At 65.8% G+C, this 22561-nt stretch carries 22 protein-coding genes; 8 read left to right on the top strand and 14 right to left on the bottom strand.

The genetic code is table 11. The features are described 5' to 3' along the window. Positions 1–47 precede the first annotated feature (47 nt). The 6 genes from aceA (at position 48) to ACQPYR_RS04295 (ending at position 7257) form a co-directional block, all read left to right on the top strand. A complete protein-coding gene (aceA, locus tag ACQPYR_RS04270) occupies positions 48–1337 on the top strand; it encodes an isocitrate lyase (RefSeq protein ID WP_433601084.1) in 1290 nt (429 codons plus the stop codon). A gap of 360 nt (positions 1338–1697) precedes the next feature. Continuing rightward, positions 1698–2567, top strand: coding sequence for a 3-hydroxybutyryl-CoA dehydrogenase (locus ACQPYR_RS04275; RefSeq protein ID WP_063046024.1), 870 nt, complete (start codon positions 1698–1700; stop codon positions 2565–2567). Positions 2568–2807: 240 nt separating this feature from the next. Continuing rightward, the gene (gene metE, locus ACQPYR_RS04280; protein WP_433635006.1) at positions 2808–5114 is read left to right on the top strand and encodes a 5-methyltetrahydropteroyltriglutamate--homocysteine S-methyltransferase; all 2307 of its coding nucleotides are present in this window, start codon (positions 2808–2810) and stop codon (positions 5112–5114) included. Between the two features lie 109 nt (positions 5115–5223). Continuing rightward, positions 5224–5643: a VOC family protein gene (locus ACQPYR_RS04285; RefSeq protein WP_433627868.1), complete on the top strand. Its 420-nt coding sequence runs from the start codon at positions 5224–5226 to the stop codon at positions 5641–5643. Further along, on the top strand, positions 5643–6209 hold the full coding sequence (locus ACQPYR_RS04290; protein WP_433627870.1) for a TetR/AcrR family transcriptional regulator: 567 nt from the start codon (positions 5643–5645) through the stop codon (positions 6207–6209). Before ACQPYR_RS04285 ends, ACQPYR_RS04290 begins: the two co-directional genes overlap by 1 nt. Before the next feature lie 160 nt (positions 6210–6369). Next, on the top strand, positions 6370–7257 hold the full coding sequence (locus ACQPYR_RS04295; RefSeq protein WP_433627873.1) for a TIGR03619 family F420-dependent LLM class oxidoreductase: 888 nt from the start codon (positions 6370–6372) through the stop codon (positions 7255–7257). On the opposite strand, the gene ACQPYR_RS04300 is transcribed toward ACQPYR_RS04295, so the two are convergent. After that, complete coding sequence (locus tag ACQPYR_RS04300; protein ID WP_433627875.1) at positions 7254–7985, bottom strand: ZIP family metal transporter; 732 nt, start codon at positions 7983–7985, stop codon at positions 7254–7256. The genes ACQPYR_RS04295 and ACQPYR_RS04300 overlap by 4 nt on opposite strands. 173 nt (positions 7986–8158) lie before the next feature. Then, on the bottom strand, positions 8159–8725 hold the full coding sequence (locus ACQPYR_RS04305; RefSeq protein WP_433627878.1) for a TetR/AcrR family transcriptional regulator: 567 nt from the start codon (positions 8723–8725) through the stop codon (positions 8159–8161). A gap of 133 nt (positions 8726–8858) precedes the next feature. Between ACQPYR_RS04305 and ACQPYR_RS04310 the strand changes: the two genes are divergently transcribed. After that, a complete protein-coding gene (locus ACQPYR_RS04310) occupies positions 8859–10142 on the top strand; it encodes a phthiocerol/phthiodiolone dimycocerosyl transferase family protein (protein WP_433627879.1) in 1284 nt (427 codons plus the stop codon). Here the strand turns inward: ACQPYR_RS04310 and ACQPYR_RS04315 are convergent, their stop codons facing one another. Next, a complete protein-coding gene (locus tag ACQPYR_RS04315) occupies positions 10143–11345 on the bottom strand; it encodes an AI-2E family transporter (protein WP_433627881.1) in 1203 nt (400 codons plus the stop codon). Positions 11346–11391: 46 nt separating this feature from the next. Beyond that, complete coding sequence (locus ACQPYR_RS04320; RefSeq protein ID WP_433627884.1) at positions 11392–12444, bottom strand: NAD(P)-dependent alcohol dehydrogenase; 1053 nt, start codon at positions 12442–12444, stop codon at positions 11392–11394. Positions 12445–12552: 108 nt separating this feature from the next. On the opposite strand from ACQPYR_RS04320, the gene ACQPYR_RS04325 reads away from it, so the two are divergent. Next, a complete protein-coding gene (locus ACQPYR_RS04325; RefSeq protein WP_433627886.1) occupies positions 12553–13671 on the top strand; it encodes a S1C family serine protease in 1119 nt (372 codons plus the stop codon). Here the strand turns inward: ACQPYR_RS04325 and ACQPYR_RS04330 are convergent. From ACQPYR_RS04330 to ACQPYR_RS04375, 10 genes are all read right to left on the bottom strand, one after another. Next, positions 13668–14234: a vitamin K epoxide reductase family protein gene (locus ACQPYR_RS04330; protein WP_433627889.1), complete on the bottom strand. Its 567-nt coding sequence runs from the start codon at positions 14232–14234 to the stop codon at positions 13668–13670. The genes ACQPYR_RS04325 and ACQPYR_RS04330 overlap by 4 nt on opposite strands. Then, the gene (locus tag ACQPYR_RS04335; protein ID WP_433627892.1) at positions 14231–15022 is read right to left on the bottom strand and encodes a DsbA family protein; all 792 of its coding nucleotides are present in this window, start codon (positions 15020–15022) and stop codon (positions 14231–14233) included. Before ACQPYR_RS04335 ends, ACQPYR_RS04330 begins: the two co-directional genes overlap by 4 nt. 126 nt (positions 15023–15148) lie before the next feature. Further along, on the bottom strand, positions 15149–15994 hold the full coding sequence (locus tag ACQPYR_RS04340) for a polyphosphate kinase 2 family protein (protein ID WP_433627895.1): 846 nt from the start codon (positions 15992–15994) through the stop codon (positions 15149–15151). 79 nt (positions 15995–16073) lie between these two features. After that, the gene (locus tag ACQPYR_RS04345; protein WP_433524566.1) at positions 16074–16769 is read right to left on the bottom strand and encodes an ESX secretion-associated protein EspG; all 696 of its coding nucleotides are present in this window, start codon (positions 16767–16769) and stop codon (positions 16074–16076) included. Further along, entirely contained in the window at positions 16766–17431 is a 666-nt protein-coding gene (locus ACQPYR_RS04350) for a hypothetical protein (RefSeq protein ID WP_433627897.1), read from the bottom strand. The genes ACQPYR_RS04345 and ACQPYR_RS04350 overlap by 4 nt, the downstream gene beginning before the upstream one ends. A gap of 3 nt (positions 17432–17434) precedes the next feature. Beyond that, positions 17435–17854: a hypothetical protein gene (locus tag ACQPYR_RS04355; protein ID WP_433627900.1), complete on the bottom strand. Its 420-nt coding sequence runs from the start codon at positions 17852–17854 to the stop codon at positions 17435–17437. A 134-nt stretch (positions 17855–17988) separates the two neighbouring features. Next, positions 17989–18621 carry a class I SAM-dependent methyltransferase gene (locus tag ACQPYR_RS04360; protein ID WP_433627903.1) on the bottom strand — a complete coding sequence of 211 codons (633 nt, stop codon included), beginning with the start codon at positions 18619–18621 and terminating at the stop codon, positions 17989–17991. Positions 18622–18681: 60 nt separating this feature from the next. After that, positions 18682–19935, bottom strand: a complete 1254-nt coding sequence (locus tag ACQPYR_RS04365) for a saccharopine dehydrogenase family protein (protein ID WP_433635007.1) — start codon at positions 19933–19935, stop codon at positions 18682–18684. 27 nt (positions 19936–19962) lie between these two features. Continuing rightward, positions 19963–21402 (bottom strand): ABC1 kinase family protein, encoded by a 1440-nt coding sequence (locus ACQPYR_RS04370; protein WP_433627905.1) that lies wholly within the window; start codon positions 21400–21402, stop codon positions 19963–19965. Positions 21403–21666: 264 nt separating this feature from the next. Continuing rightward, a complete protein-coding gene (locus tag ACQPYR_RS04375; RefSeq protein WP_433635008.1) occupies positions 21667–22347 on the bottom strand; it encodes a TetR/AcrR family transcriptional regulator in 681 nt (226 codons plus the stop codon). Positions 22348–22561 lie beyond the last annotated feature (214 nt).

Below are 22561 nucleotides of genomic sequence, written 5' to 3' on the forward strand. Positions count from 1 at the left end.
AGTGATGCTCGACCGTGGGGCACCGAAACGAAGAAGTGGAGTCAGAGATGTCGAACGCCGGCACCCCGAAGACCGCTGCGGAGATCCAGCAGGATTGGGACACCAACCCGCGCTGGAAGGGCGTCACCCGCAACTACACCGCCGAGCAGGTGTCGAAGCTGCAGGGCACCGTCGTCGAAGAGGCCACCCTCGCCCGTCGTGGCTCGGAGATCCTCTGGGATCTCGTCAACAACGAGGACTACATCAACTCCCTCGGTGCTCTCACCGGTAACCAGGCGGTCCAGCAGGTCCGCGCCGGCCTGAAGGCCATCTACCTGTCCGGTTGGCAGGTCGCCGGTGACGCGAACCTGTCCGGCCACACCTACCCGGACCAGTCGCTCTACCCGGCCAACTCGGTTCCGTCCGTGGTCCGCCGCATCAACAACGCGCTGCTGCGCGCCGACGAGATCGCCAAGGTCGAGGGTGACACCTCGGTCCAGAACTGGCTGGCCCCGATCGTCGCCGACGCCGAGGCCGGCTTCGGTGGCGCGCTGAACGCCTACGAACTGCAGAAGGCCATGATCGCCGCCGGCGCCGCCGGTGTGCACTGGGAGGACCAGCTGGCCTCCGAGAAGAAGTGTGGCCACCTGGGCGGCAAGGTGCTGATCCCGACCCAGCAGCACATCCGCACCCTGACCTCCGCGCGTCTGGCCGCCGACGTCGCCGACGTGCCCTCGGTGATCATCGCCCGCACCGACGCCGAGGCCGCCACCCTGATCACCTCGGACGTGGACGAGCGCGACCGTGAGTTCCTGGACGGCTCCCGCACCGCCGAGGGCTTCTTCGGTGTGAAGAACGGCATCGAGCCCTGCATCGCGCGTGCCAAGGCCTACGCCCCCTACGCCGACCTGATCTGGATGGAGACCGGCGTGCCGGACCTCGAGGTCGCGCGCAAGTTCGCCGAGGCCGTCCGCGGTGAGTTCCCGGACCAGCTGCTGGCCTACAACTGCTCGCCGTCCTTCAACTGGAAGGCGCACCTGGACGACGCGACCATCGCGAAGTTCCAGCGTGAGCTCGGCGCAATGGGCTTCAAGTTCCAGTTCATCACCCTGGCCGGCTTCCACTCGCTCAACTACGGCATGTTCGACCTGGCCTACGGCTACGCCCGCGAGGGCATGACCGCCTTCGTCGACCTGCAGGAGCGCGAGTTCAAGGCCGCCGCCGAGCGTGGCTTCACCGCCATCAAGCACCAGCGTGAGGTCGGTGCCGGCTACTTCGACACCATCGCCACCACCGTGGACCCGAACACCTCGACGGCGGCCCTGAAGGGTTCCACCGAAGAGGGGCAATTTCACTGAGATGAAGTGAACGATGGCCATCGCTCGGTCCGAGTCGGTCGAACACCGGGGTGTACCAGCGTTCGACGCTGAACCGACCACCACGGAGCGAGTCTTACGAGCGACGTTCGCGGCCCGTCTCGCGTCCGAGTCGTCGAAGCGCATGCGCCGTAGGCGCGAGTCTCGACGGCTCGGACGCGAGACACCATGGGGCCGCGAACACGCCGCGCGGAGCGCGGCCATCCAACACCGCCCTCCCGGCTGAACAGCCCCAGCCGGGAGGGCATCCCTATACCTTGGACGATCGAGGGAACCGCTCACATCCGAGCGTCCTTCGCCACCAGACACCCGACAGCCAGACAAAACCAGCAGGAGCGGGACGTGAGCAGCGAGAAGATTCAGCGCGTCGGCATCATCGGTGCCGGCCAGATGGGTGCCGGCATCGCGGAGGTGTGTGCGCGGGCGCATATCGACGTGCTCGTCTACGAACAGACCCGGGAGCTAGCCGCCGCAGGTCGCGCCCGCATCCTGCGCTCGCTCGACCGCGGCGTCAGCAGCGGCAAGATCACCGAGCGCGAGCGCGAACAGGCCGCATGGCGGCTGCGGTTCACCTCCGACCTCGGCGACTTCGCCGACCGCCAGCTGGTGGTCGAGGCGGTGCTCGAGGACGAGAAGGTCAAGACCGCCATCTTCGCCGAACTCGACAAGGTGGTCACCGATCCGGACGCCGTGCTGGCCTCCAACACCTCTTCCATCCCGATCATGAAGATCGCCGTCGCCACCGCCAACCCGGAGCGCGTGGTCGGCATGCACTTCTTCAACCCGGTGCCGGTGCTGCCGCTGGTCGAGCTGGTCACCACGCTCAAGACCAGCGAGGCGGTGTCCGCGCGGGCCGAGGCCTTCGCCGGCGATGTGCTCGGCAAGCAGGTCGTGCGCTCGGCCGACCGCTCCGGCTTCGTAGTGAACGCGCTGCTGGTGCCGTACCTGCTCTCGGCCATCCGGATGGTCGAATCCGGCTTCGCCACCAAGGACGACGTCGACAAGGCGATGGTGCTCGGCTGTGCCCACCCGATGGGTCCGCTGGCGCTCACCGACCTGGTCGGCCTCGACACCGTGAAGTCCATCGCCGACTCCATGTACCAGGAGTTCAAGGAGCCGCTGTACTCGGCGCCTCCGCTGCTGATGCGCATGGTCGAGGCCGGTCTGCTCGGCAAGAAGACCGGCGCGGGCTTCTACCAGTACAAGGTCTGATCTGTGTTTGATTTGCCGCGCCTTCGGCACGGTCGCTCGTAAGACTCGCTCCGTGGTGGTTGCTCAGGTGTCAACGGTCACCTGACCGCCGGAGTCTTACCCTGCCGATGCTCTTAGCGGCATAGGCTGCAGAAAGGTCGGGCCGTGATCAGCGGCTCGGCTGCAATACCGGGAGCGCAGCGCTGTTGCGGGGTCTGGGTCGAGGACATCGCGCAGGTGATCGAAAGGGATACCCCGCTCATGGTCAACGTTCAGGACGGTTACGGGTCGAGCATTCTCGGCTACCCGAGGATCGGGCCGCACCGGGAACTCAAGCGGGCCCTCGAGGGCTATTGGCGTGGTGGGGTCTCCCGCGACGAGCTGCTCGCGGTCGGGCGCGATATCCAGGAGCGGCAGTACAACGGGCTGGCCGCCACCGGTCTGACCCAGGTGCCCGGCAATACCTTCTCCTTCTACGACCACATTCTCGACAATGCGCTGCTTTTCGGTGCGGTGCCCGCGCGGTTCAAGCCCTACCAGGATGAGCTGCACCCGCTCGACTTCTACTTCCTGATGGCGCGCGGTCGTCCGGATCTGCCGCCGCTGGAGCTGGTGCGGTTCTTCGGTACGAATTACCACTACCGTCAGCCCGAACTCGACGAGAACACCGAATTCTCGCTGCACCCCGAGGCATTGCTCGACGAATGGGATCGCGCCAAGGCCGGTGATATCGAGCTGCGTCCGGTGGTGGTGGGTCCGGTGTCGCTGCTGCTGCTGTCCAAGGCGGGCCATATCCCCGGTGAGGGAGGCGGTTTCGACACCCTCGGCCTGTTGGACAAGCTGCTGCCGGTGTACGAGGAGTTGTTCGAGATCCTCGCCAAGCGCGGGTCCACCTGTGTGCAGCTCGACGAGCCGTGCTTCACCAGTGAGCGCACTCCGGCAGAGCTGGCCGCGTTCGAGCGTGCCTACCAACGACTTTCGACCTCGGCGCTGCGGCCGCGCCTGCTGGTCACCGGGCAGTACGGCGATTTCGGCGAGGCACTGCGCATTCTGGCCGAAACCAATGTCGAGGCCATCGGATTGGATCTGGCCTCCTACCGGATTCAGCCGGAAGAGCTCGCGGAGATTCCCGGCATTCGGCGTAAGCGTCTGTACGCGGGCGTGATCAGCGGTCTCAATGTGTGGCGCGCGGACCGCTACGTGACGCTGGAATACCTGAACGAGCTGGCCGAGGTGTGTCCCGATCTCGTGGTGTCCACCGGTACGACACTGCTGCACGTGCCCTATGACGTGCTCGCCGAATACGAGATCGAGGGCAATGTCGCCGACCGTCTCGCGTTCGCGCGGCAGAAGGTCGGCGAGGTGGTTTCGCTCGCCAAGGCGCTCACCGAGGGGCCCTCGGACAAGTGGCGCAAGCGGCCGACCGAGGTGCACTTCAAGCAGAAACACGCGGTGCGGCAACGGGTTTACGCGATCACTCCCGATATGCGCTCGCGCGAACCGTACGAGGTGCGCCGCGCAGCCCAGCAGCGCAAGCTGAATCTGCCGCCGGTGCCCGCGACCACGCTGGGTTCCTTCCCACAGACGAACAGGATTCGCCAGGCCCGCTACGACCTCGGCCAGGGCAAACTGTCCTACGACGAATACCGCAAGAAGATCGAGGCCGAGATCGAGGCCACGATCCGCCTGCAGGAGGACATCGGCCTCGATGTGCTCGTGCACGGTGAGCACGAGCGCAACGACATGATCCAGTACTTCGCCGAGCTGCTCGACGGATTCGCGACCACTCACTTCGGCTGGGTCCAGGTGTACGGATCCCGTTGTGTGCGACCGCCGATCATCTACGGTGACGTTTCGCGGCCCGCGCCGATGTCGGTCGAGTGGATCAGCTATGCCCAGTCGCTGACCGATAAGCCGGTCAAGGGCATGGTCACCGGTCCGGTCACCATGATCGCGCGTTCGTTCGTGCGCCAGGATCAACCGCTGTTCGAGACCGCTGATCAGGTCGCGCTGGCCATTCGCGATGAGGTCGTGGATCTGGAACGGGCCGGGATCTCGATCATCCAGGTCGACGAGCCCGCCATTCGCGAGTTGCTACCCATGCGTCCGCAGGGGCGCGCCGAATATCTGCGGTGGGCGGTCGGGGCATTCCGGCTGGCCACCTCCGGCGTCAAGCCGGAGACCCAGATCCACACGCATATCGGCTATTCCGGTCGCACCGAGGTGGTCGACGCGATCGAGGAGCTCGATGCCGATGTCACCGCGATCGTGGCGACCCGCTCGATCGAATGGGTGTTGAAGGCGCTCAAGGAGGACTCCGCATCGGGTCACGGCCTGAGTCACGGCGTCGGTCCCGGTGTCTACGAGAGCCGTTCGGCGCGGATCCCGGATATCGATGAGCTCGACGAATTGCTCACCGCCGCAGCCGAAGCCATCAGTCCCGAACGCCTCTGGGCGAATCCGGACGGTGGACTCAAGACCCGGCACTACTGGCAGCTGGAGCCCTCGCTGCGCAATATGGTCGCGGCCGCGCGCCGCGTTCGTCGGCGGACAACGCCGACGGAGTAATACCGAAGACGAAGGCCGCCGCCATGTCTCGGACGTGGCGGCGGTCTTTTGCGGCTCGGGTGATGGATGCCATATCGAATCAGTACAGTACGTACCGTATCGTTGAGATATGGCTGAGCAGACATGGCCCGAGTCGTTGCCGGTGGCCCAGGTTCGAATTGCCAGGCCCACCGATCGGTTGGTAGAGGTCGTGCGGTTCTACGTCGAGGGGTTGGGACTGCGCGAGCTCTACCGATTCGAAAATCACGCGGGCTACGACGGCGTGATGCTCGGATTGCCGGGAACCGGATATCACCTGGAGTTCACCACCCACGTGGACGGCAGCCCCGGCGCTGCGCCGAGCGCGGAAAACCTGCTGGTGCTCTACTTTTCGACCGAAACCCAGATGTACGACGTGGCACAGCGTCTCGGTGAATTCGGGGTGGAGCCGGTGCAGGCGGAGAATCCGTATTGGGCGGCCAACGGCGGCTTGACCTTTCCGGATCCGGACGGTTGGCGCGTCGTCCTGATGCCGCGTCCGGTGTTCTGATGCCGGGACGCACACGCGAAGACCGCATCGATACCGCTGTGCTCGCCGCGGCGCGAGAGCTGTTGGACGAGAACGGTTATGCCGAGTTGTCCATTGGCCAGGTAGCGGCCAGAGCGGGCGTGCACCGGCCGGCGATCTACCGCCGCTGGGCCGCCAAACGCCACCTCGTTGTCGATGTCGTCGCCGACCTGCTGGGTTTGCAACCAACGCCGAACACCGGCGACCTGCGTGCCGACCTGACCATCGCCATGCGCAATCTTGTTGCCGCACTACGTGATACCTCGCTGAAGCACGTACTACCCGCCCTGGTGGCCGATCTCGCCAACGACCCGGATCTACGCGCCCACTTCCAGGCGACGGTATTCGAACCACGCAGGCGAACCACCGTGAGTGCTCTGGAATCGGCCATCCATCGAGGCGATATCGACCCTGGTATCGATATCGATTTCGTCCTCGACGCGGTCGCCGCCCCGATCTACTACCGCGCCCTGTTCGGTCATCTACCGCTCACCGAATCCTTTGCCGACCAGTCGGTCGATGCCGTCCTGCGCGCAATCTCGCGCTGACCGACCGGCTCCGCGCCGGAATCGTCGGCCGACTCCCGGTGTTGTTCCGATCGACCGGGCACTCGTGCAACAGCCGGGCACCCGGCGTGCAGTGTGCCCGCGAACAGACAGGGCGCCCTGGCGCCACCTCCGTCAGGACACCGGAATCGGAGTCGATGCCATGCCCTCTAGAGAAGTATCCGGCGAGCGTAACGCCCTTCGGCTCGGTATCGCACCGCATCGGTTGTGGCCGGACAGCGCATTCGAACTCGATGATGTAATCGAAACCGCGCGTACCGCAGAGCAATTGGGCTTCGACCACATCATCGCCGGCAGTCATGTGCTTGCTGGTGACCTGGGTGTCACGCATGAACCGCTGATCATGCTGTCGGCCATCGCGGGTGCGACCTCGCGCATCGGTATCGCGACCAGCGTGCTGATCCTGCCGCTGTACAACCCGGTCGTACTTGCCCATCAGACCGCGACGCTCGACCGGCTGTCGCGTGGGCGGTTCACGCTCGGCGTCGGAACAGGCTGGGACCGTGCCGAATTCGATGCGGTCGGGGCGCCGTTCGGGGACCGCGGCAAGCGCGCCGACGAGCATCTGGAAGTGCTGACATCGTTGTGGCGCGGTGAGTCCGAGCTGCGGATCGGTATCGCGCCGCGCACGGCCGGTGGACCACCGGTGTGGGTCGGCGGGCAGAGCGATGCCGCGCTGCGCAGAGCCGTGCGATTCGGCAGCGCATGGCACGGTTCGGTCGCCGATCCCGCCGAACTGCGCCACATCCGCACGCGGCTCACCGAACTCGCCGAAGCATCCGGCATCGAGCGGCAACCGCGACTGACCTCGGTGGCCTTCGTGGTACCACCCGGGTTCACTGCCATCAGCCGCGATCCAGGTCGGCTGCTCGGTGGCGGGCAGCCGACGGCCGCAAGCATTGTCGGCGAACTGGGAGCCCTACACGAAGCCGGGCTTCATGCCTGCTCGATCTGGCTGCCGGTACCTGGTCCCGCATTCGCCGACGCCATGGCCTGGGTGGCCCAAGAGGTGCTGCCGGAGCTTGGTTAGTCGCTGAGCACAGCCACGACGAGCATGAATGTCGCGCCGGTGACGGTGCAGGCGAGGGTCAGGCGGGACGGGTGTTCGGCGTGGGCCTCGGGGAGGATGTCGGCGGTGGCCAGGTAGAGCAGGAAACCGGCGAAGTAGCCGAGGTAGAGGCCGATGGTTCCGGCGGGCACTCGGACGAGGGTGCCGATTACCGCACCGATCACCGGGGCGATGGCATCCAGGGCGAGCAGGGTCAATGCCCGTCTGTGGGCGGAGCCGTACAGCGTGGTGATGGTGAAAGTGTTGAAGCCGTCGGCGAAGTCGTGACAGATGACGGCGATGGCGACGGCGATGCCGACGGTCGCTCCGGCTTGGAAACCCAGTCCGATGCCGAGACCGTCGAGGGTGCTGTGGAAGATCAGCCCGGCCGCCGCGACCAATCCGACGGATTCGAAACCGTGCTTGTGCGAACCGAATTCACCTTCATGGCCGGTGTGGATGGCGACGGCGCGCTCGATGACGTGGATGGTGAGAAAGCCGGCCACGGTTGCGATGAGTGCCGCCGGGACACCGAGCACGCTGTCACCCGACTGTTCCAATGCCTCCGGCAGCAGGTCGAAGAACACCACACCCAACATGACGCCCGCCGCCAGCCCCAGCACCAGATGTTTGCGGTCGCCGATCCGCACCGCCACCAGCCCGCCGATCAGCGTCGAGCACATCGATACCAGCGCAAGCAGAATCGCCATCGATCCAGCATCTGTCACCCGACGCCGCCGCGAAGCGATATCAGCGCAGTAAGTTCGCTGCCTGTTCGCGATGCTGCCGGTCCACGGCACAGGCGGCGGCCGCCATAGCGCGCCGAGCGCGATACGTCATGCGGCAGCGGGGCGGGACCCGCCCGGAAGCACCCCCGTGGCGGCTATGTCCCGCCGTCAGCCGGTAGCAGGGTGGCGAGAGTGCGCAGACCTGCGGTGATGTCGGTGGCGGTCGGGGCGTGTTCCGGATCGACCAGGTGTTGAATCAGCAGCCCGCCGATCATGGTTTGCAGGAGGGCGCCGAGTCGAGCGTCCTGCGCGGCCGGGCCGAAGAAGCCGGATAGTTCGGTGCGCGCCCGTTCCTGGGCGGAGCCCAGTTCGGCACGCAGTTCGGGGGAGTGCAATGCCTGGGCCAGACTTTCGCCATTGGCGGTCCAGAGGGCGTGATCCTCGGTGAACGAGGTGATCAGCTGCTGTAAAAAGTCTTGCAGTCGCGCGGCTGGATCCGCGGCGTCGCGGGCGGGGAGTGAATCCAGAATCTGCTGGACCGCATCCGCGCTCGATTCCATCATCGCCTGGTTGAGCAGCTTGTCGCGGGTGCCGAAGTGGTAGTTGATGGCGGCGAGATTGGTGCCGGAGGCGGCCACGATATCCCGCACGGTTGTGCGTGCGTATCCGCGTTCGGCCAGACACTGCTTGGCCGCGGCGAGCAGATCTTCTCGGGTTCCCACCGTCGCACCCTATCAGCGCGGAATACAACTGTTTGTGACAAGCGTTTCAAACATTAGTTTGTGACAAGCGTTTGAAACATATGTATGTTGAGGGATGTAGCCTGATCCGCCACACGGAAGTACGAGACGACCAATGACCGACCAGCGACCGCTTTCTCCCTTCGAACTCATCTATTTCGGCTCCGAAACCCATCTCGGCAGCGTGCCGACCGGCGGTATGCCGCTGTTCATCGGATCCACCGTGCACGGCCTGCTGGATGTCGAGATCCTGCGTCGGGTACTCGACGAACTGGCGGCCGAGCATCCGCTGCTGCGCAGCAAGCCGGTGGCTGACGCCGACGGCACGCTGTACTTCCGCCGGGACGACGCCTACCGGCCGCGCCTCGAAATCGCCGATGGCGGTGAAGTCGAATACCTGAACCTGGTCAACGGCCCGCGGGATTGGCGTGACGGCCTGTTCCGCGCGCATCTGCTCCGCGACGGTGACCGCGATCAGATCGTCCTGGTCATCCATCACGGAATCGCCGATGGCAGATCCGCTTTCGCACTTCTCGCGCAGATGTGGCAGCGCTACACCGCACATGCGACGGGAACCGCGCTACCACAGTCGGATTCCGCTCGGGAATTGCCGGAGGCCGTCGATATCCGACTCGCCGCGGTCGTCTCGGATGCGGAGATCGCCGGGTGGCTCGACCAGGTCCGCGCCGTGGCCGCAACGATGGGTCCGGATTCGGCTCCGCGCACCTTACCGATCGACGGAATCGGCGACGATCCACTTGGCCGGTTCGCTGTCCACCGCATCGAATTGGATACCAAGGAAACCCAGCAGTTGGTCGACGCCGCTCGCGCGCACGGGCTTTCGCTCAACAGCCTGCTCAGCGGCGCCGCACTCGTCGCATTCCGCTCCCAACTCGAACCCGCGACGGGAATGCTCCCGGTATTCTGCGGTCACGCGGTGGACGTGCGATCCGAGCTGAACCTACCCGCGTACACGATGCTGAATTGCGCTTCCGGCGCAGGCACCTTCGCGCTCGTCGCCGAGAACGCGGGCCCGATCGAGATCGCACACGAGGTGGCCGAGGGCATGGCGGCCGCATCCAAGCAGCGGGAAGCGCCCATATTCCTACTCGCATCGCAGCGCGTCCAGGACGAGGCGACCGCCGCGATCCTCGCGGCATCGCCGACCGTGGCTCTGTCCAATATCGGTCGCCTGCAGCCACATTCGATCCCGGACGGTATCCGCCACATCCGCGACGACATCTACGCCATGGGCCCCGGCATGCCGCCCAAGCTCACCGTCTTCACCATCGGCGGACGCCTGACCATCCAGGTCGAGCACGACACCGCCCTGCACAGCCGCGCCCAGCTCGGCAAGGTCAGCTCGGCACTGATCGATGCACTACAGCGGATCGGATGATCACTCCGGTCGCCGACCACTGCCGCTGAGGCGAATGGTCAACTGACGCGTCCACTTTCGGTGCTTCTTCGGCGGCCGCTCGGGCTTTTCGGTATCGCTGTCCGCCTCGACCTCATAGCGACGGATGTAGGCGCCCGCGAACGCCTGCACCGTCGCGGTCACCGGAATCGCCAGCAGCGCTCCGGTCGGCCCGAGTATCGCCGCACCCGCTATGACCGCGCCGAATGCCACGGCCGGATGCATATCCAGCGTGGTCGCGGTGATTCTCGGTTGCAGGACATAGTTTTCGAACTGCTGGTACACCACGATGAAGCCCAGAACCCACAGCGCGGTGGACGGGCCGTGCACCAGCGCGACGAGCACCGGCAGCGCTCCGGCGAGATAGGTACCGACGGTCGGAATGAACTGCGAGACAACGCCGACCCAGAGCGCGAGGGCGAATGCGGACGGCACATCGAGGATGCGCAGTGCGACATAGTGCGCGATCGTCGAGCACAGTGCGAGCAGTCCGCGCGAATAGATATAGCCGCCGGTCTTGTCGACGGCGATATCCCAGGCGCGCAATACATGTCGCTGCCGGTGCGGCGGCAGCAGCGAGCAGACCGCATTGCGGAAGCGCGGTCCGTCGGCGGCGAAGTAGTAGGTGAACAACAGCACACCGAGGGACTGGAAGATCGCGCCGATCGCGGCGGTGCCGACACCCCAGGCGTTCCCCGCGAGCCCGACCAGATAGCGGTCGATGGTGGAACTCCACTCACCGAGATACTTGCGCAGATCGTTGCCGGACAGATTCGTCTTGAAGGTGCGATTGACCCAGTCGACGGCCTGATCCGCGTTTTCGGGCGCATTCTTGACCAGGGTGGTGACCTGATCGACCAGCAGCGCGCCGAGCGTCCACACGAATGCGACGGTGCCGACGGCCAGCACCAGGAACACCACCCCGGTCGCCAGCCCGCGCCGGACACCGCGCGCGGCAAGCCGATTCACCGCGGGCTCGATGGCGAAGGCCAGGAACAGCGAAACCAGCAGCACCAGCAGGAAACCCTGCAGTTTCTGCAGAACCCAGAAGCCGCATACCAACCCGGCCACCGTCGCCGCCGCGAGCAGGAACGCGCGCAACAGCCATGGCGGCGGCCCCGCTGTCACATCGGCGGTAACCACCGCCGTTTCGGCGGGCGGGGATTGCTCTTCATCCGCAGACACATCGCCAAGCTAGCGAACCGGCGATGAATCGGCGCAGCGACACGGACTAGATCGTTGCGGCGTCGATCACGAACCGGTACCGCACATCACTGGCGACGACCCGGTCGTAGGCGCCATCGATCTCGTCGGCCGAGATCAGCTCGATCTCCGCGCCGATCCCGTGTGCGGCGCAGAAGTTCAGCATCTCCTGGGTCTGTGCGATACCGCCGATATTCGAGCCGGCCAGCGCCCGTCGATATCCGGTCAGGGTGAAAGGCTTGACGCTCAACGGGTTCTCGGGCAGGCCGAGGATCACCAGGGTGCCGTCCAGCTTCAACAGGCGCAGGTAATCGTTGATCGGCAGGTCGGCCGAGACCGTATTGAGGATGAGATCGAAGCGGTTGCGCAGCTCGCGGAAGGTTTGCTTATCGCCGGTCGCGTAATAGTGGTGCGCGCCGAAGCGTTTGCCGTCGTCCTGCTTGCCGAGCGAATGGCTCAGCACGGTGACCTCGGCCCCCATCGCCGCGGCGATCTTCACCCCGACGTGCCCGAGTCCACCCATGCCGATGATCGCGACTTTCTTACCCGGCCCAGCATTCCAGTGCCGCAGCGGGGAGAACAGCGTGATGCCCGCGCACAGCAGCGGCGCCGCCACATCGAGTCCGATGCCCTCCGGAATCGACAGCACGAAGTTCTCGGTCACCACGATTCGGGTCGAATAGCCGCCCATCGTGTACCCACCCGGCTGGATGGACGAGTCCACCTCGGCGTTGTAGGTCATGGTGGCCCGGTTGTCGCAGTACTGCTCCTCATTGGCCAGGCAGGGGCCGCAGACGCCGCAGGAATCGACCATGCAGCCGACGCCGACCCGATCGCCGACCCGATGCTTGGTCACCTCCGGACCGACCGCGGCGACAATGCCCGCGATCTCGTGGCCAGGGACGCACGGGTATTTGGCGCCGCCCCATTCGTCGCGGGCGGTGTGGATATCGGAGTGGCAGATGCCCGCGTATTTGACATCTATCAGCACATCCCGCGGTCCGAGCTCGCGTCGCTCGATCGTGAGCTTCTCGAATTGCCCATCGGGCGCGGACATCGCATACGCAGCAGCAACGCTCATGCCTACATGCCTACCGCCGCGGCGGAGGTTTGCCAAACGCATCGCCGAATAACGATCTCCGGCCACAATGGAATTGGTCAAAGGCCCAGCCGGAGGCGGGAGAGCGGCATGGACGACGAGCGGTACCGCGCGCCCGAGCGGCAGCGAGCCGGTGGCGGGCGTGCGTTGACGCTGTTCGCGACCTTCCTGCTCGCGGTGGCCGCATTCTTCGGTTTCCGCGGTGAACTGCCCGACTGGTCGTCGTCCTCGGGTGCGGACAACTCCCCGCCCGCCCTGCTCGAACCGCTGCCGCCGCTGGACCCGGTGGCGGTCGCACATGCCGTCGAACCGGCGCTGGTGAATATCAGCACGTCCGCGCGGCCGTTCGGAGTCGGCGCGGCCGGAACCGGGATCGTGCTGACCACCGACGGACAGGTGCTGACCAGCCATCACGTGGTCAAGGGGTCCGAAACCGTGACGGTCACCGATGTCGGCAACGGCATCGTCTACGACGCGACGGTGCTCGGTTACGACGCCGGTGCGGATATCGCGCTGCTGGAACTCACCGGTGCCACCGATCTGACGATCGCACGCATCGGCCGCTCCGCGGAGCTGCGCGTGCACGAGGATGTGCTCGCCATCGGCAATGCGGGCGGCGCGGGCGGCACACCGACCTCGATCCAGGGCAATATCACCGATCTGAACAGCACGATCGTCGCGCTCAATGCCTCCGATCTGACCCGCAAATCGCTGACCGGGATGGTGGAGATCGCGGCGCCGGTCACCGCGGGACAGTCCGGCGGTGCGCTCGCCGATCCCGGTGGCACGGTGGTCGGCGTGATCACCGCCGCGTCCGGGGAGACCTCACGCGAGGTCGGGCGCACCCCGAACGGCTATGCGGTGCCGATCGACACCGCGATGCGGGTGGTGGGCCAGATCCGTTCCGGCACGCCCACCGAAACTGTGCACATCGGGCCGACCGCGACGCTCGGCGTATTGATCTCCGACGCGAAACCGAGCGGGGCGAAGATCGATGTGGCGCTGTACGGATTTCCGGCCTACGCCGCCGGGCTCGTCGAGGGCGATGTCATCACCTCGATCGACGGCCGTGACATCACCACCGCGAAGGCGCTGCGGGCCGCGATCAATGTGCACAAGCCGGATGACACCGTTCAGCTGGATGTCCTCGGCGCAGGCGGAGCACAGCGCACGATCACCGTGGTGCTCGCGCTGGGCACACCGAACTAGACCAGCGACAGCCAGTAATCCTGGAACTTCAGGAAGATCAGCAGCAGCACCACGGCGTAGAACACCGCGACGAACGTCCATCGCCACTCGACGACGATCCGCATCGGCCCGCGCGCGCCACCCCACACCTGCTCGGTGGCCACCGCGAGCAGCGGCGTGATGATCGCCCACACCACCATGCAGTACGGGCACAGCGCGCCGATCCGGTACAGGCTCTGGAAGATCAGCCAGCAGATGAAGACCGTGCCGAGCACGGTCCCCGCCCACAGCCCGACCCAGATCCAGCGCGGAAAGCGCACATTGGCGACCGCGAGCACCGCGAGAGTGACGACCACCGAGAAGCCGACGATGCCGATGATCGGATTGGGAAATCCGAATTTGGCGGCCTGTTCGGTGGTCATCACGCTGCCGCAGGACAGAATCGGGTTGATGCTGCACGAGGGCCGGTAGTTCGGATCGGTGAACAGCTTGAACCGCTCGATGGTGAGCGTGACCGAGGCGAGCCACCCGGCCAGCCCGCCGATCAGCAACACCCAGGCGGCCCTGGCAGAGGTGTTGTTCACTTGGCCGCGGCTGCCGCGATGACCGCTGCCATCGCGTCGGGCTTGAACTGACCGTTCGACAAGGCGAGGTCCTGGCTGTTCACCTGGGTGCCATTGACGAAGACCGTCGGTGTGGATTGGACTCCGCTGTTCAGCACATCCTTGGTCTTGGCGCCGATGTATTTGTTGTAGCTGTTGTCCTTGATGCACTGCCCGACCGAATCGGGAAGGCCTGCGCCCTTCGCGATGGTGATCAGCTGGTCATCGGTCAGACCCGCACTGCCCTCGGCGGGCTGCTGCTCGTACATGGTGGCCAACCAGCCGAGATACTTCGACGGATCCGCCTCGGCGACGCAATACGCCGCATTGGCCGCCCGCGAGGAGTACTTCGTGGTCGAGGCCTTGTCCAGGAACGAGATGATGTTGTATTCGACGATGGCTGTGCCATTGTCGACGGCGTCCTTGATGACTTGGGCGTTGGCGGCCTCGAAGGCCTTGCAGGCCGGGCACTGCAGGTCGGCGACGACCCGGACGGTCACCTTCGCATCCGGCTTGCCGATGCGGACCGCACCGTTATCGGTGATGGTCGCGGTGGCGCCATTGGGCAGCTGGCTCACGGCGGCGGCGATGGACGGGGTGGCGCCCAGATCGTTCTTGCTCGCGTTCTTCACCGCGATACCGATGCCGATCGCCGCGATGAGCCCGATCAGCACGACGGCCACACCCACCTGGATCAGGATCTTGCGGTTGCGGTCGGCGCGCTCCGCCGCCGCGAGCGGATTCGTTTTACCACCCGGTTTATTGCTCACCGTGCGTTCACCACGCCTTTCGCTTGCCTGCCGGTTACCTGCCGCCACGATGGTAGATCCGGAACTCCCCCGGGGCGTGGACGGGCACGGCCACATCATCCGTGGTCAACCTGAGAAGAACCTTGGTCAGGCTTCGGCGAGGCGGCGCTGCTGCTCCGCGATACCGAACAAGGCCGGTGGCCAGTCGAGTTCCAGCCCGTCGAGTGCGTCGATCAGCAGCTCGGTGACCGCGAGGCGGGCGAACCACTTGTGGTCGGCCGGGAGCACATGCCATGGGGCGTAGTCGGTCGACGTTCGGTCCAGCATGACCTGGTAGGCCTCTTGATAGGCGGGCCAGTAGCCGCGCTCGTCGATATCGGCGGGATTGAACTTCCAGTATTTATCCGGCCGGTCCAGCCGTTCCCGCAGCCGCTTCTTCTGCACGTCGAGGGAGACGAACATGGCGACCTTCACCAGCGTGGTGCCCTGGTCGACCAGCTCCCGCTCGAAGGCGTTGATCTCGCCGTAGCGCGGTTCCCAGACCTCGGGCGGCACCAGATTGTGCACCCGTACGACCAATACGTCCTCGTAGTGCGAGCGGTCGAAGACGCCGAGTTGGCCGGCGCGCGGCAGCGCCTTGCGGATGCGCCACAGGTAGTGGTGGCTCTTCTCCTCCTCGGTCGGAACACCGAAGGAGGCGTGGTCGACGCCGGACGGATCCACCGAACCGATGACGTGGCGGACGATGCCGCCCTTGCCTGCGGTATCCATCCCCTGCAGCACCAGCAGCACGCTGCGGGTATCGCCGGAACGGCCATTGGCGTAGAGCTTCTCCTGCAGATCCGAGAGCACGCCGGCGCGTTCGATGAGCAGCTTCTGGGCCTGTTTCTTGTCACCTTTGAATCCGGGCGTGCCGGAGGCGTCGAGATCAGCGATGCGCAAACCATCGGCCCGCAGGGCCTCGATGGGCGGCAGAGACCATTTCTTCGCCATCGGTAAATCTTATGGCTGGATCTGTGGCGGCGTGGCCGCGTGGCCGCGACGTGGCGATTGTCAACTGCCCGGCGATGTGTCAGCGGATCTGGGCGAGCCGAAGTAATTGGTCGGCGAAATCCTCGTCGGTGACCGGGGTCAGGGTCAGCTCGTGCGAGGTGGTGAGCAGATAGCGTCCGTCACCGGTGAAATCGAGCCAGCTGCGGTGCCGGGTGGGCGGCGACATCGGGTTTTCCGGTTCCACGGTCACGGTGATGAAGCCGCGCCCGTCCACCGGTTTTCGCAGGATCTGGCGGAACCGGGCGGCGCGGCGATGGCCGTTGGTCGCGCTGTCGCCTTCGTCGGAGTTCAGGACCGCGTCCTGCGGCTCCCGCATGGGCGCGAGCTTGCCCGGCTCGGCCGATCCGATGATCTCCACCAGATGTTTGCCGAGGCTGCGGACGTGGCACATGCGCACCGTCACCTTGTCGATATCGGCGATCAGAATGCCCGCGTGGTTGTGCACCACCGCGGCGAAAACGAGGATCCTTTTGGCGCCCGACTCACCGGAGACGGTGATGGTGGTGGCATCGGAGCGGGCGCACAGCATGAGCGCGGCGGCCAGATCGGCATCGGCCTGGCGGGCGAAGCGCTGGGGTAGTCGCAGTGCGGTGTATTCGGATTCGGTGCGGACCGTGGCGGCCGGTGCCAGATTGACCGGGTAGGGGCGGCGGTCCAGGCTCGTTTCGTTCTCCCAGACATGCGTGAATTCGTCCGGGGTGAATACCCATTTCACCGTGTGCCCCCGCTGCCGGCATTCGGCCGCGCGATCTGTGGGCCGTCGGGCGGCGGCGTGAATCGAGGGACACGGTCGCCGGATGCGGGCATGATCGGGGTATAGACATAGGTCATCGTGTCCTGGACATCGGCCTGCGCCGTAGCAGCGGCCATGTCGTGGTCCATCCTGCGTTGTCCGCCGTGGATCGCTTCGGCGGCCGGATCTTCCAGAGCACGATACTGCGGCGGCGGCGGAATCGCCGCTCGGATGGCCTGTGCCGCATCGGAATTGAGCTCCATCAGGCGCTGCACCGCGCGACAGACATCATGCGCCTCGGTACCGGCGCTGACGAATTCGCGGGTGGCGCGCAGCGCGGCATCGGCGGAACGACCCGACCAGTGCGCGAATTCGCGATTCGTCGCATCGGAGAAGGCCTGGAATGCCTCGGCGACCACGGTGGCATCGGCGCGCCAGGCATCGGCGACCCGGCCGAGAGCCGCGGCATCGATGACCTCGTGCACCAGATCCCAGATCTCCTGGTGCGTATAGGCGCCGAACAGTTCGCGCTCGGGTGCGTACGGGGGATCGATTCCGCCGCTTGCCGATCCGACGGCGGCGGCGACAGCGCGCTGCTGGACCCGGATGGCGTCGGCGGCGGCCCTGGTGACGGAATCGGCCATGGGTCAGTGGCTTCCGTCGCTCTGTTCGCCGCGCGGCGACTCCAGGTAATCGGTGATCAGTTGCAGCGCGGCACGATTCGCGGCCTCGGCATCCTCGAAACGCTTTCCCGCGGCCAGATAGGCGGCCTTGTACAGCAGGGCCGTTTCCTGGAATGCGGTGACGGTGTCGAGGAATTGAGTGCCCTTGTCGCCGAAGCCTTTTGCCAGGCCGTGGCCCGTCGGTAGGTCGGGGAAACCGGATACCTCGGTGACGAGATGTCCGGTGGCCGTTGCCTTTTGTAGATCCTCGACGAGCTTGTCGCATGCGGCGGCGAGGTTTTCGGCGACGTCCTCGGCCAACTCGAAGGGTTCTCCGCCGCTGGTTCCGGTGGCGGCGGCATACAACTGCCTGGCCATCCGCTGACCGGTATCCGGTACCGCCATCTGGGTCGCCCCCTCACGTTCGGTCCACCCACCGCTTGCGGGCACTTTACCGTTCGGTACCGACCGGTGTAACCCGCTTGTGCTCGTCCCTCGACGCCGCACCCATGTGATGTGGCGCACGACAAAGTGGCTCCCTAGAGCGGGCGGGTTGCGCTGATGTATTGCAGGAGGCGGTGGACCTGTTGATCAATATCGATCAGGCCCGCTTCGGCGAAGAGCTTCGGGAAGGTCTCGTCGTCGAAGACGCGCAGTCCGCTCCAGCCGCCGACGATCCGGCTCGCCCGGCCGAACGGGTTGTCGGCGCGGTGACTGGTGGTGATGGCGATGCGGCCGCCGGGGGCGAGGACGCGGATCATTTCGCGGGTCGCCGCGATCGGGTCGGGGATCAGATATAGCGCGCCGAAGCAGCAGACGGCGTCGAAGGTGCCGTCCGCGAAGGGCAGGGTGCGCGCGTCGCCACGGAGGTAACCGACGCGCGGACCCGCGTTATCGGTGACGGCTCGGGCCAGCATCGGCTCGGAGTAGTCCAGACCGATGGCGAAGCCGTCGCCGTCGAGGGCATTGCTCAGATGGCGAGTGAAGTTGCCTGGACCGCAAGCGATATCGAGCACCTTCTTGGACCCGTCGAGACGCAGTGTGGTGACGGCGTCGCGACGGTCGGCGGCTGTGCTGCGGCCGCTGGCCAGATAGAACAGCGCAGGCCGCCAGGCCTTTTCGTAGATCGCGGCGAGGGCGGGTGCGTTCATGGTGCGTCGAGCGAGATTCACCGCACCGCCCTCGGGTCCGCAGGCGGCAATTTCATCCGAGCTCCTCGGTTGGTCTCCGAACTACGTGCGTTCGACCTCGATGGTCATGCCCGCAGCACGCAGGCGATCGGTGAGTGCGTCGCCCATCGCGGCCGCAGGGGTGAGGATGCCGGCCAATTCGGGCTGCTTCGCACCGTCGAATGCCAGGCACAGTCCGGCCTGTCCGAGCATGACGGCGGTGGCCTGGTAGCCGGGATCGCCGGTGCCGGAGAAGGTCGCCACGTATTTCGCGCCCGAGGAGGTGCGCGCGTAGGTCTTCATGGTGAACCAGCCACTGGTGCGCGCCTGTTCGCTCGGCCCGGTGCCGGGCTTGGGCACGATCCGGTCGAGCAGCTTGCGCCCCACCGCGACTCGCGACAGCACCGCACCGGCCGCCATCGTCGCCGCGATGCCGCCCGCCATACCGGCGGCCACCAGCGGCGCCGCGGCCGACTTGCCCGCGTTCATCACCTCGCGGTAGCGGAAGTTCTTGCCGTAGACCCAGCCGAGCAGGCCGTTGGTGCGGCGCACGATCTTGGTGTTGTGCGCGGCCATGACGAAGGTACCGACCCATCCGTCCAGGCTGGGGTCGATGCTGCTGGCCCGCTGCAGTGCCTGATCGGTCTGCCGGCCGACATTCGGTTCCATCGACTTGTCCGGACTGAGCGAATACGGGTGGCTCATCACCGAACCCTTGGCCGGATCGGCCGCGATGGCCTCCATCATGGCCCGGCCCGAGTCGATGGTGCCACCGCTCACCCCGCCCTTCAGCGATGCGATCAGGGTGGTGTCCTCGAGCTCGCCGGTGTTGTCCGCGACGGTGCGCTTGTACAGCTGGTACACGCTCAGATCCGACGGAATCGAGTCGTAGCCGCAGGAATTCACGATCTTCGCGCCGGTCTGCGCCGCCTGCTCATGGTAGCGGTCGATCGCGTCCCGGATGAACAGCGGCTCACCGGTCAGGTCGGCGTAGTGGGTCCCGGCCTTCGCGCACGCGGCCACCAGCGGGATGCCGTAGCGCAGGTAGGGGCCGACGGTGGTCACCACAACCGTGGTCCGCGCCGCGAGTGCGTCGAGTGCGGCCTGGTCGGTCGAATCGGCAACTACCAGACCCCAATTCGCGGCGTCGGGGCCGAGTGCGTCACGGACCGTTGTCAATTTGTCGAGCGAGCGTCCCGCCAGTGCGATGCGCGCCGCGGCGGGCGCCGCGCCGAGCAGATACTCCGCGGTGAGCTTGCCGACGAAACCCGTCGCGCCGAACAGCACTAGGTCGAATTCTCGGTTGTCTGCCATGATCTTCCGTTCGATAGCTGCTGTGGTGAATTACTTGGTACCGGAACCGCGTGTGGTCGGCTTCTTCGCTCGCGCCCGCGGTTTCTTGGTCGGCATCGGCTTGCGCTCGATCAACCACTCCCGATGCGCCTTACCCAAATCGGTGACCGGCGCCTCGTCGTAGAGCCATTCGCGGGAAATCTTGTGCCAGTTCGCGGTGCATTCGAGCTGACCGAGCATGCCGAAGGTGAGGAAGTCGGCACGCCGCGAAAACAGGTGCTCCGGCGGCAGATTCTGCTGTTTCATCCCGGCGAATTCACTGGCGCGCGGATCCACCGCGAGCAGAAACGCACCGCTGGCCAGTTCCGGGGTAATGGTCAGCTCTTCGTCGAGCAGACACCATTCCGAGGCCGCGAGCACGTATTCCAGGCATTCCTCGGCGCCGATCTCATCGGGCGAGTCGATCACGCCGCGCTCGATCATCAACTGCCGCAGGTCTTCTGCCCGATCCTCGGCCGCCGCGCGCAGGCAGATCGTCTCGAACCGCACATGTTCGGGATCCATCCGATTGAACAGGCCGAAATCGAGGAAGCCGATCCGGCCGTCGTTGGCCAGCAACACATTTCCCGGATGTGGGTCACCGCAGAATTCGTTGAAACTGAACAGCGAACCGACATAGAAGCGGTAGATGATCTCGCCGATCCGATTGCGCTCGGCCGCGGGCAACTGCCGGATCTCCTCGAATCCCTTGCCCGCCACATATTCACTGACCAGCACCCGCGTCGTACTGAGTTCGGGCAGTGAACGCGGCACCATGATGAACGGGTGTCCGGCGTAGAGCTCGGCGATCTGGAGCTGGGTAGCGGCCTCGGCGTGATAGTCGAGTTCGCTCTCCATATTCAGCCGCAGCTCGTCGAGTACGGCGGGCGTGACCCAAGGCATCGCCGATTGCAGCACGCGCCGGAACATGGCCAGATTCTTGAGATCCGCGCGCACCGCCGCATCGATGCCCGGGTACTGCACCTTCACCGCGACCTGACGTCCGTCGTGCAACCGCCCGAGATACACCTGCCCGATCGAGGCCGCGGCAATGGGCTCGGGCTGGAATTCGGCGAATACCGCGTCCAGCGGCTGCCCGAAGTCCTCCTCGATCACCTGCCGCATCGACTCGAACGACACCGTCGGCGCGGCATTGCGCAGCACGGCGAGTCGTTTCTGGAAGCGTTCGCGATGGCTCTCGGGCACCAGATCGAGATCGAGCACCGACATCATCTGGCCGAGCTTCATCGCCACGCCCTTCATGGTCCCGAGGACCGTGACCACCTGCTCGGTGGTGCGGATCATGGACTCCTCGGCCATCTTCGCGCGCACGGCTGCCGACCGACCCCGCATGGATAGGCGTGTGCGCTGGGTTCGGATTACCGAACTGGCTGCCACCGCTCCCAGCTTGGTGCCACGAGCAAGCCGAGAAGTCGGCACTTGCTTCGCCATCGAGGTACCTCCATTGGTGCCAGCGGTCGGCGCGACGGGCGCGCAGGCGGTAGCTTGCGTAGCCACGTAGCGCCCAGCGCGGACCGCCATGAGGCAGAGCGCGCGGGGCGGCGACGTGGGACACCCGCGTACCGCTCGGCTTCAGAGTAGCCAACCGTGCGGCAATGTCGAGACCGCCGTCACTATTTCAGCTAGCGCCCCAGCTAGCGGCCTGTTAGCGCGCGAAGTCGGGCGATTGATCAGTTGGCGATCACGAGCTAGCGCTCAGGCGCCGGCTTGCGGCGGGTCCGGCAGGATGTGCGGCTGGGCGTTGAAGATCGCCCGGGAGCCGCCCGCGCGCGCCATGCCCTCGATGGCGCTCCAGGCCATCATGGTCAGGTAGTCGATGACTTCCTCGCGCGACATCGCCTTGTCCGTGGTCCACCAGTGCGTCGCCAGCTGGATGCCGCCGACGAGCACATACGACCACAGTTGTGCGCCCTCGATCTCGAAGCCGTACTCGGCGCTGCGATCGACGATGACCGTGGTGACGACGTCGGCGAACAGCTTCTCGAATTCGGCGAGCGAGGACTGATCGGTCGAGCCGTTGCCCATGATGAACCGGTAGACCTCGGGATCCTCGTCGACCGTGCCGACGTAGGCGGCCAGGGCCGAACGCACCAGGTGGTACTCGTCCGCGTCGAGGCTGATCGCCTCGTACACCCGCGGCATCAGCGTGGTCTCGATGAACCGCTGCATGGTCGCGTGGACCAGGTCGTTCTTATCCGAGAAGTAGCGGTAGAGCACGGTTTTGGAGACGCCGATCTCGGCAGCGATCTCGTCCATGCCCGCATTGCTGCCCCGCGTGCGAATAGCCGCGAGGGTGCCATCGACCAGCTCTTCGCGGCGGTCGATCTTGTGCTGCCGCCATCGGCGCTTGCGTCCGTCCGTCCGGCCGGTGCGCACCGCCGCCGGTCGTTCGGCAAGCTCGCCGACATCGACAAGGTCATCGGTGGACAGCGTCAGCTCCCTCGTTTGTATGGGTTCGTGGACCACCAGCTTAGGTCCAGGCAACGACCGACATGCGCGTTTGGGTGTTGGTTGCGACAGGTTGCACATAATCGGGCCATTCGGCGTCGGTTCCGTGTCGCTTGCGATCGGCCCGGAGGTCGGTCGGCAA

The sequence above is a fragment of the Nocardia sp. CA-120079 genome (assembly GCF_050955745.1).
Lineage (GTDB): Bacteria > Actinomycetota > Actinomycetes > Mycobacteriales > Mycobacteriaceae > Nocardia.

Excerpts from the sequence above, each read along its gene's own strand:
- aceA (WP_433601084.1), top strand. The coding sequence starts at position 48 with ATGTCGAACGCCGGCACCCCGAAGACCGCTGCGGAGATCCAGCAGGAT.
- metE (WP_433635006.1), top strand. The coding sequence starts at position 2,808 with ATGGTCAACGTTCAGGACGGTTACGGGTCGAGCATTCTCGGCTACCCG.
- ACQPYR_RS04285 (WP_433627868.1), top strand. The coding sequence starts at position 5,224 with ATGGCTGAGCAGACATGGCCCGAGTCGTTGCCGGTGGCCCAGGTTCGA.
- ACQPYR_RS04290 (WP_433627870.1), top strand. The coding sequence starts at position 5,643 with ATGCCGGGACGCACACGCGAAGACCGCATCGATACCGCTGTGCTCGCC.
- ACQPYR_RS04295 (WP_433627873.1), top strand. The coding sequence starts at position 6,370 with ATGCCCTCTAGAGAAGTATCCGGCGAGCGTAACGCCCTTCGGCTCGGT.
- ACQPYR_RS04300 (WP_433627875.1), bottom strand. The coding sequence starts at position 7,985 with ATGGCGATTCTGCTTGCGCTGGTATCGATGTGCTCGACGCTGATCGGC.
- ACQPYR_RS04310 (WP_433627879.1), top strand. The coding sequence starts at position 8,859 with ATGACCGACCAGCGACCGCTTTCTCCCTTCGAACTCATCTATTTCGGC.
- ACQPYR_RS04320 (WP_433627884.1), bottom strand. The coding sequence starts at position 12,444 with ATGAGCGTTGCTGCTGCGTATGCGATGTCCGCGCCCGATGGGCAATTC.
- ACQPYR_RS04325 (WP_433627886.1), top strand. The coding sequence starts at position 12,553 with ATGGACGACGAGCGGTACCGCGCGCCCGAGCGGCAGCGAGCCGGTGGC.
- ACQPYR_RS04340 (WP_433627895.1), bottom strand. The coding sequence starts at position 15,994 with ATGGCGAAGAAATGGTCTCTGCCGCCCATCGAGGCCCTGCGGGCCGAT.
- ACQPYR_RS04350 (WP_433627897.1), bottom strand. The coding sequence starts at position 17,431 with ATGGCCGATTCCGTCACCAGGGCCGCCGCCGACGCCATCCGGGTCCAG.
- ACQPYR_RS04355 (WP_433627900.1), bottom strand. The coding sequence starts at position 17,854 with ATGGCGGTACCGGATACCGGTCAGCGGATGGCCAGGCAGTTGTATGCC.
- ACQPYR_RS04370 (WP_433627905.1), bottom strand. The coding sequence starts at position 21,402 with ATGGCGAAGCAAGTGCCGACTTCTCGGCTTGCTCGTGGCACCAAGCTG.